The sequence below is a fragment of the Shewanella morhuae genome (assembly GCF_900156405.1).
GTDB lineage: Bacteria > Pseudomonadota > Gammaproteobacteria > Enterobacterales > Shewanellaceae > Shewanella > Shewanella morhuae.
In genome coordinates this window covers 130,381-143,116 of sequence record NZ_FTNN01000003.1, presented here as the reverse complement: position 1 = coordinate 143,116, position 12,736 = coordinate 130,381, and the positions used below count along the sequence as shown (strand labels likewise).

Below are 12,736 nucleotides of genomic sequence, written 5' to 3'. Positions count from 1 at the left end.
CGTTATGGGAGCCAGATATAACCTTTACCACGGATAGTTTTTACCCTTGGCCGAGCATCGCTACGCTCTGGTAGCTTTTTACGTAAATTCGACAAATGCATGTCTAAGCTGCGGTCAAAGGGCATAAGTTTTTTGCCAAGCACTTTCTCGTTTAGATCTTCTTTATTCATCAACTCGCCAGCATGCAGTGCGAGGGTATGCAGTAGGGTGAATTCGGTGCCAGTGAGTATGATTAATTGATCGTTGCAGTAAGCCTCTTGACGTGATGGGTCTAAACGTAAATCACCAAACTCTTGTACGGGTGTTGCATGGATTTCTTGAGTGGTTAAGTTCGAGCGGCGAATAATAGCGCGGATACGCGCAATTAACTCTCTATCGTTAAACGGCTTTGGCAGATAATCGTCAGCACCAATCTCAAGTCCGACCACGCGATCGATTTCATCACCACGCGCTGTCAGCATTAATACCGGTGTTTGTTTATGTTGGCGTAGTGCACGCAGTACTTCAAAACCATTTAATTTAGGTAACATGACATCGAGCAAAATCAGATCATAATCCGTAGCAAGCGCCAGTTCTAACCCTTGTTTACCCTCGTAGGCCAAAGTTAATTGAAACCCTTCTAACTCAAGCAGTTGCCCTAGGAGCTCTGATAAACCCAGATCGTCATCGATTAATAATATCCGATTCATACATTTCCTTAATCTTGACTGTATGGCCTTGTTAGCCCATTTATTCGCTGGCGTCTTAGCCTTCGGCTGAGTATACCTGTTTTGATGTCAATTGCTGTGTAGCAATGTAAGTCAAAGTAAAGAATAGAGAATTTGCTATTTATTGTCATAACTTTACAGTGATTTACCTGTGCCATATTCTCACTTACATAGGGAGAGTTAGACTGTAAGGGTCGAAAGTGACTTGGCTTTACAGGGTCGTCACTGTGTCTTATTACTTGTCTATTAAGTTAAACCACTGAGGTTAACACTATGAAAACACTATCACCTTTGAAAGCCAGTTTATTTGCACTTTTTGCCAGCTCAGCTGTTTTTGTAACGGCAGTTAATGCCGCACCTGCTGAGAGCGGTAAAGCTGAATACCATAAGGGCTACCACATGGAACATGGCGGCCGACATATGAATAAGGGCGGTATGCACAAAATGTTTGAAGGGCTGGATTTAACCGATGCTCAAAAAGCTGACGTTAAAAAACTGTTCGCTGAACAGAAGGCAGCCAGAACAGAGAGTCGCCCGACGAAAGAGGAGCGTTTAGCAAATCGTACTGAGATGCTAACATTATTAACCGCGCCTAACTTCGATGAAACGCAAGCCAAAGCCTTAATGAGCGCGCAGCAAGAACAGCGTCAAACCCAAATGATTGAACGTATGAAAATACAAAATCAAGTTTATAATCTGTTGACGCCTGAGCAGCAAGCTAAATTTAAAGCGCGATTTGAAGCACATAGAGGTAAAGAACCTCGCGGTTAAATACGGCAGCTGATATACAATAGGGTCATTGCTTTCTAATAAAACTTCCCTATGAATCAAATTTCTCAATATGATTTTTGGGTCAAACTGGCTAGCCGCGCTTCAGTGGCTACCGCTTTGACCCTTATTGTTATCAAGATGTTTGCTTGGTTTTACTCTGGTTCTGCCAGTATGCTGGCATCCTTGACGGACTCTTTCGCCGACGCGCTCGCCTCTATTATCAACTTTATTGCTATTCGTTACGCTATTGTGCCTCCGGATCAAGACCACAGATATGGCCATGGTAAGGCAGAGCCTTTGGCTTCTTTGGCGCAATCAGCCTTCATCATGGGCTCTGCATTTCTATTGTTTTTCTACGGTGGAGAGCGCCTATTAACGCCAGCGCCAGTCGATAATGCCGCCATCGGCGTAGTGGTTTCTGTTATTGCAATTGTACTAACCTTAGCGTTAGTCATGTTACAGAAGCGCGCCTTAGCGGTGACCAAAAGCACAGTGGTAGAAGCCGATACCCTACATTACAAATCTGACTTATTCCTTAATGGCGCAGTGTTACTGGCGTTAGTGCTAGCGCAATATGGCTGGTGGTGGGCTGATGGATTGTTTGCCGTATTAATTGCATTGTATATTGGTCATCAAGCCTATGGCTTAGGCTATCGTTCAATTCAAGCCTTGTTAGATAGGGAACTCGACGACGAAACCCGTCAGCAGATTAAAACAATTGCCAAAGAAGATCCGCGTGTACAAGGGTTACATGACCTACGGACTCGTCAAGCGGGGAAAACAACCTTTATTCAGTTTCATTTAGAGCTCGATGGTAATTTGAGTTTAAATGAGGCTCACAGTATTGCTGATACAACAGGCTTACGGGTTAAAGCAGCCTTTGAAGATGCCGAGGTCATTATTCACCAAGATCCAGTACAGGTCACTTAAGTCTCTTTGATGTTAAATACATGGATGATAAAGCGGTGTTTATCGCTTAGGAGTAGGGATATATGGCGTCATGGATAGAGCAACAAAGTCACCGATTAGATGACAACACTAAGCTTATTTGTCGTTATCATAGATTATCGACCCACTTTGAGTTGCTGTTACAGCAAAACAAAGATGTATTGATTTGTCAGGTGCAGCAAGTTCAATTAGAGATAGAAAAGATGCCGCCAACACTATGGTATAAACGGCATCTTTTTTATCTTCCAAAACATATAGAGCTTACTCATGGAGCGAGGCAATATCAGCTGAGAATTTTCCCTTTTCCCTTCTTTTGGCGTGCGCGTTTGCGTTGTGCTGTAACAAGTAACATTTTGATTGAGGAATGTTTGGTAGGCCGCAAGCGTAGAAGTATGGTGCGTGCCATTTATTTTAGCCTAATCAATTTGCTACGAGTCATGCTACAAGTGTTGACTTAACGAGTTTGGTGCAGGGAACTACTAAGGTGTGCTCCACCTTGTTGGTTTAATCCATCGATAGTTCTTTTAGTTTTCGCGTTAAGGTATTTCGTCCCCAACCTAAGCGTTTGGCCGCTTCTTGTTTATGGCCTTGAGTGTGACGCAGTGCTGTTTCTAGCAGTATGCGCTCGAAGGCCGGCTGTACCTCTGTAAGCAGGTCGTTGTTTCCTTCAGATAGTTTTTGATCTATCCATTCTGTCAGAGCTGATTGCCAATCTTGGCTACCTTTTGCCGTATGGGTGGTATTCACGGGCTCTTTTAGCAGTTCTGGCGGTAAATCTTGAGGTAATATTTCTTGCCCAGATGCCATGACGGTTAGCCAGCGGCAGGTGTTTTCGAGCTGCCGAACATTACCGGTCCAAGGTAGTTGGGAGAGTTTTATCGCGGTTTCCTTGGTCATTATCTTAGTTTCTACCCCAATTTCCTTAGCAGCTGATGCGAGAAAATGTCTGGCCAGCTGAGGAATATCTTCCCGTCTTTGTGACAATGGCGGCAAGTGTACGCGGATTACATTAAGTCGATGGAATAGGTCTTCCCTAAACCCACCTTTTTGCACCAATAATTCAAGATCTTGGTGAGTCGCCGCAATAATTCGTACATCCACTTGCACAGGATTATGCCCTCCTACGCGGTAGAATTGGCCATCGGCGAGTACCCTAAGTAACCGCGTTTGTACGTCTAGCGGCATATCGCCGATTTCATCTAAAAATAGCGTGCCACCATTGGCTTGCTCGAAACGTCCTTGGCGTACATTAGCCGCGCCAGTGAAGGCGCCTTTTTCGTGGCCGAAAAGCTCAGACTCGATCAAATCCCGAGGAATAGCAGCCATATTCAAGGCGATAAAAGGTTTATCTTTACGTGGGCTGTGTTTGTGTAATGCCCCCGCGACTAATTCTTTACCCGTTCCCGATTGACCATTGATAAGCACACTAATGGATGAACGCGAGAGCCTGCCGATAGCGCGAAATACTTCCTGCATGGCTGGCGCTTCACCGATAATCTCCGGTGTTTTAACTTGGGCTTCTTTTACTGGTGCAGGACTTTGCTCTGTAGCATGGGTGATAGCGCGCTCGACCAGTGAGATAGCCTCATCGATGTCAAAGGGCTTAGGCAGATACTCAAATGCGCCTGCTTGGTAGGCGCTCACCGCACTGTCTAAATCCGAGTGTGCGGTCATGATGATGACGGGAATATGAGGGTAATGCACCTGCAACCGCTCGAGCAGGCTTAAACCGCTGGTACCTGGCATACGAATATCCGACACGATTACGCATGGTTGCGATATCTCTAATGCCTGCCACAGGGATTCGGCGGCGGCAAAACTGGCGGTACTGAGCTTGGCACTTTGCAGTGCCTTTTCGAGCACCCAACGTATCGAGCTGTCATCGTCGAGGATCCATACTTGTTCACTAATTCGCATCTTGCTTCCTCATACGACATAGGCCGGTATTGTTGAAATTATTTAACGCTTAAAATCGGTAGTGAAATGGTGAATTCGGTATGCCCTGCGCTGGAAAGGCAATCGATTCTTCCCGAGTGTAAACGGGCAATATTATGGGCAATCGAGAGGCCTAAACCTGAACCTTGTTCACGGCCTGTCACCATGGGGTAAAATAATGTGTCTATTAGCTCAGGCGGTATGCCGGGACCGTTGTCGATAATCGATAGCGTTAGCACTAGCTTGTGGCGTTTGGCACCAATGGTGACTTGATGTTGGGTCCGCGTGCGGATTAAAATCTCCCCGCCTGTATGTTCAAGTGCCTGCAGCGCATTTTGCAAAATATTCAGTACCGCTTGCTGCATCTGCTCAGCATCTATTTCGATATCAGGAATTGATGGGTCGTAATCCCGTTTAAGTCGTACGTTAGCAGGCAGCGCCACTTCTACTAACTTATAGACTTTTTGCACCACCTGATGAATGTTGTGCAGACTGTGCTGTGTCGGCCTTTGTGGTCCGAGTAGCCGGTCGACTAAATTACGCAGGCGATCCGCTTGCTCTATGATGAGCGTCGTGAATTCCTTCAATTCAGGGCTATCAAGTTCCCGTGATAATAGCTGCGCTGCGCCGCGAAGCCCGCCTAAAGGGTTTTTAATTTCATGGGCTAAATTACGCACCAAAAACTGCGCAGCTTGTTGCTGAGCATCTTGGTTGAGTTGTTGATGAATGCGTCTTTGTTGATCGACTTGGCGAAGCTCAAGCAGGCTCATTTTTGCAGTGTCATCGAGTGGGATCAATGTTAAATCAACAGTATGGTGTTGACCATCGAGGGTGACTAGCGTGGTGGTGTTTACCGTTAGCCCTTGGCTAGCTTTTACGGCGTCCATTAAAATGTGGTCTTCAACACCGAGTATTTGATAATGCTCAGACAAAGTCTGCTCTACCAATCTATGGCTACCTACGCCTAATAATTGCTCAGCCGCTGCATTGGCATAACAAGGCTTGAGATCTTGATCGATAACAAGCACTGCAGTAACTAAGTGATTGAGTAGAATCTCTTTATCCATTGACCGTTCCTAGAAATAAGGTTGCACCGTTATGTTGCACCAATTTGGTGCGAGCTGCAACTTGGCTTCATCAAACGGTTTAAGAGATGAATATTAATCTAACATTATGTATTTAAAGTCTTTAAACTAGATTCAAACCCAATATTGCTTTGATTAACGCTTAGTTGCTTGATGAAGAAATATCTTTCTTGGTGGACTTGATGCAAAGACTTTGCCGTTTTGAGTCATGGCGTCAACGACTAAGGTATGTTGACCTCTGTCGATGTTTTTAAGTTGAAAAACATTGCCAATTTGCGGTTGACCAATAGGCTTGCCATCGAGTTTGATCGCCATTAAATATTGGCCTTTAAGCTCTGGTGTGATGGTTGCAACGACTTCAAAATCACCATTATTATTTCTAACGGTTTCCTCTTCACTCGGAGAAGTAATGTCGACTTGATATTGAATTGATTCAATTGCTTGATTAGCGTCATCCATATCTGTTTTTGGCAGAGGTAAGCTAATTTGATTTAAGGTTTTATCCTTTAACTCTACGATTTGAGCATTAGGCTGTGGTTCATCGGAGTAATGGACTTTACCATCTTTATCAACCCATTTATAAACCACTGCCTGAGCCAACATACTAAATAGCATTAAGCCGATAAGTGTAAGTGAGCGCATGCAAGATCCTTGTCGTGTTTAAATGGAGTTGATCAAGATTAGACTCTTTTCTACTAAAAATCATGATGTTTGTTTAGTTTCAGTGGTCGAGATTGTTGCTAGATAGAAGGTCTACAGCGGGTAGGAAAGGCGAGGCCAAAAGAGGTGGAATTGAATATTTTAAAGCACGGGCACTCATCTCTTATGCGCCCGAGCTTAACGCTGAAATTATACGCTTGCGTCGAGATCTTTCTCGATTTGACTCGCTTTAGTCCATGCGGCATTTTGTGATAATTTAACGGCATAGCGTTGAATATGTTCAAATTTCGAGAGGTCACCACTGTTTGCTAATAGCTCTACTACGAAGGACATCATGATATCTGCCCCAGTGAGCTTATCTGCCACAAGGTAACTTTTACCTGCCAACATATCATTGAAGTAGTGGCTAATTTTGCTGACTTCTATCGCGGCATAACCTTCAAGGAAATTGGTTTTACAGCCGTCTTTTTGCACGAACATACGCAACAACAAAGGCAGCATGGCCGAGCTTTCGGCAAAGTGTAGCCATTGTAGATAATTGATGTAGTCTGCACTGTCTCTTGCTGGCGCTAAGCTATCAGCTGCAAATTTTTCAATCAGATACTCAGTAATTGCACCCGACTCGGCTATCACTTGGCCGTCGATTTCGATCACGGGTGACTTACCTAATGGATGGATTTGCTTGAGTTCAGGTGGCGCGAGAAAAGTCTGGCTATCACGCTGATAACTCTTAATTTGATAAGGTTGACCCAGTTCTTCTAGCAACCAGATGATACGTTTAGATCGTGATTTATTAAGATGGTGCAAGGTGATCATGGGCTTCCCTTTTTATTGTGACAGTACATTTTATTACTATCGCACTATTATGGTGCGATAGTACTTGGTAACAGATTAAGTACACTTCCTTCATTTTGAAGGAAGTGTATCGCATATTATTGCTTAGCCTCTAACGTTCAGTTGCGCGACGATGGCTTCTGCAACCGCTTCTGATGATCCTGGATTTTGGCCGGTGATCAAATGAGCATCCGCAACAACAAAGCTGGTCCAATCGTCACCTTTAACATAAGTACCGCCATTTTTTTGCAGCATGTCTTCGACTAAAAATGGCACGATATGCGTGAGCTGCACGGCTTCTTCTTCGGAGTTACTAAAACCAGTAACGCGTTTACCACTGACTAATGGTTTACCATCGCTGGTTTTAGGGTGCAGCAGTGCCGCTGGGGCGTGACATACCAACCCTAGCGGTTTATTGGCTTGATAAAACTGTTCTATCAAGGCGATAGAGTGTTTATCTTCGGCAAGATCCCACAGTGGGCCGTGGCCGCCTGGGTAGAAAACGGCGTCATAATCGGCAGCGTTGACTTCACTTAAGCGAGTGGTATTCGCTAACAGTGCTTGCGCTTCAGCATCTTTGCTAAAGCGTGCAGTGGCTTCGGTCTGAAAGTCAGGCTCATCACTTTTTGGATCGAGCGGTGGTTGACCGCCTAGTGGTGAGGCCAAAGTAATGTTGAAACCTTTATCTTTAAAAGTATAAAAAGGTGAGGCAAACTCTTCGAGCCAAAAGCCTGTTTTAAGACCTGTGTCGCCGAGTTTTTCGTGTGATGTTAGTACCATTAATATATTCATTTTCATACCTTTACCTAAGTTGCTCACATCGATACGTGTGAGCTCTGGGTTTAGTTCAGTTAAGGATACCGTTTGACGTTATAAAGCTAAGGTCAAAATGTCGCGGCTCATTGCGGAGTCAATATTGCCGTGTTCGCCTAGAGCGACCATGCCGTGTAGTTCAAGCTGCTTTATAACTGTTTCTACGTGGCTGGCATCAAGATCATAGGCAGATAAATGTGTCGCTATGCCCATCGCTTCAAAAAATGCTTTCGTTTTGGCAATAGCGGCATCGATACGCTCATCATCTGTACCTGTGTTGATGTGCCACACTCGGTCTGCATATTGGAGTAGCTTTTCGCGCTTGGCTTCTTTAGTACATTGCAGCAAAGCTGGCAGTACGATTGCTAGTGTGCGTGCGTGGTCGATATCGTAAAGCGCGGTCAGTTCATGGCCAATCATGTGGGTTGCCCAGTCATGGGGGACGCCTACACCAATCGTGCCATTAAGTGCCATTGTGGCCACCCACATTAAGTTAGCGCGAATGTCGTAATCCTCTGGCTGAACCAGTACTTTTGGCCCAAGCTCAATGAGAGTCTGCAATAAACCTTCGGCAAATCTGTCTTGTACGGCGGCGTTAACGGGGTAAGTCAAGTATTGCTCGGTAATGTGCACAAAAGCATCGACCACACCGTTGGCCACTTGGCGCTCAGGCAGAGTGAAGGTTTTTGTTGGATCAAGTATTGAGAATTGTGGGTAAACTAAATCATTACGGAATGGCAGCTTAGCCTGTAGTGATTTACGGGTTACAACGCTGGCATTGTTCATCTCTGAACCGGTTGCAGGCAAGGTTAATACTGAACCAAAGGGCATCGCTTGCGTCACTTTTGCACCCATTAGAATATCCCACGGTTCACCGTCAAATACCGCTGCAGCGGCAACAAATTTAGTACCATCAATGACCGAACCACCACCTACTGCGAGGAGGAAGTCGATATTCTGATCGCGTACTTGGGTAACGGCTTTCATTAAGGTTTCGTAGGTTGGGTTTGGCTCAATACCATCAAACTCGACGATGAAACGATTACCCAGCGATTGTTTTACTTCATCTAATGTACCGGTTTTTCTGGCACTGCTGCCGCCAAATAGGATCATAACCTTAGCATCGCTTGGTACTAAAGAGTCGATTTCAGCGATAGTATCTTTACCAAAACGAATACGAGTTGGATTGTAATAGTTAAAATTTAGCATGGATGGTGTAATCCCTATTATTAGGTTAATTAAGTTTTAAATTAGTAGACCAGTCGTCTATTTTGTGGTTGTAAACGATGGATTCAATTTTAATTGCTGATTTGTATCAACAAATCTCTATTAGTAAAATTGGTTTTTTAATCTAGCAAGTTGCTATGGGTTTAAAATTGCTTTAGTGGTCACCAATGTCCGTTCAAGCGCGGTAGCGCTGTGGCCTAACTTATTCATTAAGCTGGCGCCTAACCACATGTGATACAACATTTCAGCGGTCGATTGCGGATCTTGTGTAGCGATAGAGCCATCGTTGATGCCAGTCTGAACGCAAGTCGTTAATCTCTCGATAATGCTCGCGGAGCCGTGAAGTAAGGCGACACGCATGGCTTCGGATAGGTCAGCCACTTCGGCGCTGAGTTTCACAACCAAACACTTCTGATCTATGCAGCCATCGGCTTGCACATGTAACCATTGTTGCCAGTACTGCATTAAGCGTTGATAGCCCGTCAGTGTTGAGTCATTAAATAATGTGTCTAATGCTAACTGATATTTATCAAAATAATCAGTAATCAGCGCTTCGCCAAATTGTTCTTTGGATTTGAAGTAATGATAAAACGAGCCTTTAGGCACTTCAGCGGCTTGCAGCAGTAGGGATAAGCCGACGCTGGAGAAGCCTTTTCTGACGATTAGCTTATAGCCAATATCGAGAATATGTTGTCGAGTAGATTGGGTTTCAATTTTCATGGGGCTTACAATAAACCAAATTAGACCGGTCGTCTAGTGCCGTTTTAAGTCATTATATCAATGTATGTTTATTGAAGATGTGCCGAGCGAGATTTCAGCATAGCGGTAAATCTTGTAAGGAAAGCGCTTTAACCGTTGGGCTAAACAATTACTCTTAATGATTAATTTTTAACATATTCATTAGGTTATAAGTTAAGGTTTATTATACCGATCAGATTGGCTATGTTTGCTCTATTTTTACTCGCTGTGTGTGTCGTCAACCTGAGCGGTATTGTGTCTCGAATATGCGTATTTTGTGCTTAGAGATAGCTGCAACAATATTCAGCAATAGCAGTATTGCGAATTTTAAAGCTAACATTCGCGCTAAGTTCAAACTGTGTTCCTTGGTTAAATTCTTGCCATGTAGTCGTATCTGGTAGTAAAACCTCAAAACGGCCGCTTGTTACTGCCATAATTTCACCTTGAGAAGTCGAAAACTCATATTCTCCTGGTTGTACTACGCCTAAGGTTTGCTTGCTGCCATCGGCAAAAAACACGCTACGACTGGCAACCTTACCATCAAAATAAATATTAGCTTTTTTAGCTACAGATACGTTCTCGAGCAAACTCATAATTAATCCTCTACAAATAAATGTTAACTGAATTTATATGCATATTTAGTAAATATCCATACATTATTTTGGTCGACTAAAAATACATGCTGAGTAGCAAGCTAGATTTAGTGCCGATTGGTCGTTTATTTTATACGGTTGTGATGGGGTGATTTACGGTAAAAATCAGTTGATAAAGAGTAAGCATCTGCCAGCAATAAATTACTGACAGATGTTTATTTATATTACTTATTTAGCAACAAAATAAGTAATAACGCTTACGCCAAATGGTCATTTCTGAAATAGAATGTTGGAATTTACGTTTAGTCTCGCGGATCACAAACGGGATCTCCTTCACTGCAACCAGCTCAAATTGACCAATTAAGGTTTCAGTTAACCCATCTAACGTGGTGAAGTTCTCACCTTTCACTTTTACGCCACCAAGCCATTTATCCTTGGGGGTATAGTCTTCTAGCCAAGTGTACGGCGAGGCAATGACAAGGTATCCAGCTTGATTAATCCGCTGGGTAATGCTGGTTAAAAAGTGCTTAGGATCGTTAAGCCTATCGATAAGATTTGAGGCGTAAACCAAGTCATAACCTGTGTAAATTGGCTTCAAATTGCAGGCATCGCCCTGCATAAAGTTCACTTTTTTAACTTCTGGGCCATAACCTAATTTGGCTAAGTTTGCGCTCTTAAACTCCTGTAAATCGCCCTCGGTACGAATGGTATAACGTTTCTCACCTTGCTCTGTGAGTGCATACGCTTGTTGAATAAAGCGTGCCGAGAAGTCGATTCCATCGACGTGTTCAAACACTTTTGCTAGCTCAAAACTCGCTCGGCCAACGGAGCAGCCAATATCCAACGCTTTACTTGTGTGAGTGAGTTGGATTTCAGCCAGCGCTTGTTGTACGACATTAACGCAGAAATTAGGCACACCAAAATATTCGGCGCCATAGTGGAACTCAAGGTATTGGGAGATCAGTTCATCGGTTTCGTACACATTGACCTCGGCCATTTGGGTAGGGTTTTGCGTGGATTCCACATAGCGGAAACCAGCATGTTGATAAAAATGTCGACGAAATGCATAACGCGACGAGGCAATGGCTTCATTGCCTGTAGAAATCCACGAACCACCTTTAATGAGATTGTGCTTACCATCAAAGGTTGGCGTGGAGAAATCATCATAGAGAGGGTGTACTGCAAAGCCATTAAAGCCGTCTATTGCGGTTTCTGTCCACTGCCAAACATTGCCGACGATATCGAAAAAACCATTATGTGCAAAGCGATTTACAGGACAAGAAGAGGCGTAATAAGCCAAAGAGATATTGCCCGGTGCTTCCTGCCAATCGGGTGCATCAGTGGGGATATTTTCGCGTAAAATCGACCATTCCGCTTCAGTTAGCAGGCGGATATTGCTTTGCGTTTGTTCCGCTTTCCAATTGCAAAAAGCTTTGGCTTCCAGCTGATTAACCTCAACTGGCCAATTTAACGGCAGTGGGATTTCTTCCGTTAAATTACGTTGCCACCATTTATCTTGCTGTAATCGCCAAAAACGCGGCATTTTCGCTTGGGTGTAAGCGAGCCAAGCTTGACCTTCTTCATTCCAAAATTGCGGTGATTGATAGCCTTCCGCTTCGACGAACGCTAGATACTCTTGGTTCGAGACTAAAAACTGTGAGGCTTTAAAGTCAGCAACATTAAATGTTTTATTACCGTATTCGTTATCCCAGCCATAGGTCTGGTCTTGTTCTAGTTTACCTAAGGTAATTTTTTTACCTTTCACGGCAATTAAGCGGTTTGTCTCGGCGCTACCTACGTCTTGGCATGCTGGCCAAAGCTGGCTTGTGGCAACATATTCTAGCGGCAGTTGGCGGATAATCACCGATGAGGTTTCTAAGTGAATACGCTCATGTTCAATGCCCATCAAAATAATCCAAGCTAGGCTGTCTTGCGTGATTGGCAGCGTCAGTGGCATTTCATCAATAACGCGATTGACCACAGCGTTAACTTGTTGACGATAGGCGTGCACTTGCGCCACCTGCGGCCATGGGTAATGTTGCTCATTGAGGTCATCCCAAGACATTTCATCGACACCAATGGCAAACATGGATTCGAAGTTGTCATTGACCCGTTCATCGAGAAACTTTCCGAGCTTGAGCTTGTTAATGTAAAAAGTGGCCGTGTGACCAAAATAAAAGATTAACGGATGGCGCAGTGGTTCGGCTTTAAGATAATAGGCGCTATCTTCTTTGATTAAATCAAACAACGACTCATATAGAGCCCATGTTTGATTAAAATAACGTTTAAGCTCTTGACGCTTTGTCGCCTCATTTTCACCCATTAGTTTTAGGGTTTGAGGGGCTTGCGTTATAGGCTTATCCATAGGCAAGTAAACTCCGTATATATCGGCCTGCGGTGCAAGCGTGGAACATTAATCTATCGT

Annotated in this window: 13 protein-coding genes; 3 read left to right on the top strand and 10 right to left on the bottom strand. The window is 44.0% G+C overall.

The annotated features are described in order from the left end of the window. Positions 1 to 2: 2 nt before the first annotated feature. Positions 3 to 689 (bottom strand): response regulator, encoded by a 687-nt coding sequence (locus tag BW947_RS04890; RefSeq protein ID WP_076497205.1) that lies wholly within the window; start codon positions 687 to 689, stop codon positions 3 to 5. Positions 690 to 980: 291 nt separating this feature from the next. Here BW947_RS04890 and BW947_RS04885 point away from each other — a divergent pair, with 291 nt between their 5' ends. From BW947_RS04885 to BW947_RS04875, 3 genes are all read left to right on the top strand, one after another. Then, on the top strand, positions 981 to 1,478 hold the full coding sequence (locus BW947_RS04885; RefSeq protein ID WP_076497204.1) for a Spy/CpxP family protein refolding chaperone: 498 nt from the start codon (positions 981 to 983) through the stop codon (positions 1,476 to 1,478). Positions 1,479 to 1,529: 51 nt separating this feature from the next. Continuing rightward, positions 1,530 to 2,408, top strand: coding sequence for a cation efflux pump FieF (fieF, locus tag BW947_RS04880; protein ID WP_076497203.1), 879 nt, complete (start codon positions 1,530 to 1,532; stop codon positions 2,406 to 2,408). A gap of 62 nt (positions 2,409 to 2,470) precedes the next feature. Next, positions 2,471 to 2,884, top strand: a complete 414-nt coding sequence (locus BW947_RS04875; protein ID WP_076497202.1) for a hypothetical protein — start codon at positions 2,471 to 2,473, stop codon at positions 2,882 to 2,884. A gap of 46 nt (positions 2,885 to 2,930) precedes the next feature. On the opposite strand, the gene glnG is transcribed toward BW947_RS04875, so the two are convergent. From glnG to ovoA, 9 genes are all read right to left on the bottom strand, one after another. Further along, the gene (gene glnG / locus BW947_RS04870; protein ID WP_076497201.1) at positions 2,931 to 4,343 is read right to left on the bottom strand and encodes a nitrogen regulation protein NR(I); all 1,413 of its coding nucleotides are present in this window, start codon (positions 4,341 to 4,343) and stop codon (positions 2,931 to 2,933) included. A gap of 38 nt (positions 4,344 to 4,381) precedes the next feature. Beyond that, positions 4,382 to 5,428 carry a nitrogen regulation protein NR(II) gene (gene glnL / locus BW947_RS04865; protein WP_076497200.1) on the bottom strand — a complete coding sequence of 349 codons (1,047 nt, stop codon included), beginning with the start codon at positions 5,426 to 5,428 and terminating at the stop codon, positions 4,382 to 4,384. A 153-nt stretch (positions 5,429 to 5,581) separates the two neighbouring features. After that, complete coding sequence (locus tag BW947_RS04860; protein WP_076497199.1) at positions 5,582 to 6,088, bottom strand: DUF4124 domain-containing protein; 507 nt, start codon at positions 6,086 to 6,088, stop codon at positions 5,582 to 5,584. Positions 6,089 to 6,295: 207 nt separating this feature from the next. After that, positions 6,296 to 6,922 carry a glutathione S-transferase family protein gene (locus BW947_RS04855; protein WP_076497198.1) on the bottom strand — a complete coding sequence of 209 codons (627 nt, stop codon included), beginning with the start codon at positions 6,920 to 6,922 and terminating at the stop codon, positions 6,296 to 6,298. Between the two features lie 123 nt (positions 6,923 to 7,045). Beyond that, entirely contained in the window at positions 7,046 to 7,738 is a 693-nt protein-coding gene (locus tag BW947_RS04850; RefSeq protein WP_076497197.1) for a type 1 glutamine amidotransferase domain-containing protein, read from the bottom strand. A gap of 72 nt (positions 7,739 to 7,810) precedes the next feature. After that, positions 7,811 to 8,962 carry an iron-containing alcohol dehydrogenase gene (locus tag BW947_RS04845; RefSeq protein ID WP_076497196.1) on the bottom strand — a complete coding sequence of 384 codons (1,152 nt, stop codon included), beginning with the start codon at positions 8,960 to 8,962 and terminating at the stop codon, positions 7,811 to 7,813. Between the two features lie 153 nt (positions 8,963 to 9,115). After that, entirely contained in the window at positions 9,116 to 9,700 is a 585-nt protein-coding gene (locus BW947_RS04840; RefSeq protein WP_076497195.1) for a TetR/AcrR family transcriptional regulator, read from the bottom strand. A gap of 299 nt (positions 9,701 to 9,999) precedes the next feature. After that, positions 10,000 to 10,311 (bottom strand): pyrimidine/purine nucleoside phosphorylase, encoded by a 312-nt coding sequence (gene ppnP / locus BW947_RS04835; RefSeq protein WP_076497194.1) that lies wholly within the window; start codon positions 10,309 to 10,311, stop codon positions 10,000 to 10,002. Between the two features lie 232 nt (positions 10,312 to 10,543). Further along, the gene (ovoA, locus tag BW947_RS04830) at positions 10,544 to 12,676 is read right to left on the bottom strand and encodes a 5-histidylcysteine sulfoxide synthase (RefSeq protein WP_076497193.1); all 2,133 of its coding nucleotides are present in this window, start codon (positions 12,674 to 12,676) and stop codon (positions 10,544 to 10,546) included. Positions 12,677 to 12,736 lie beyond the last annotated feature (60 nt).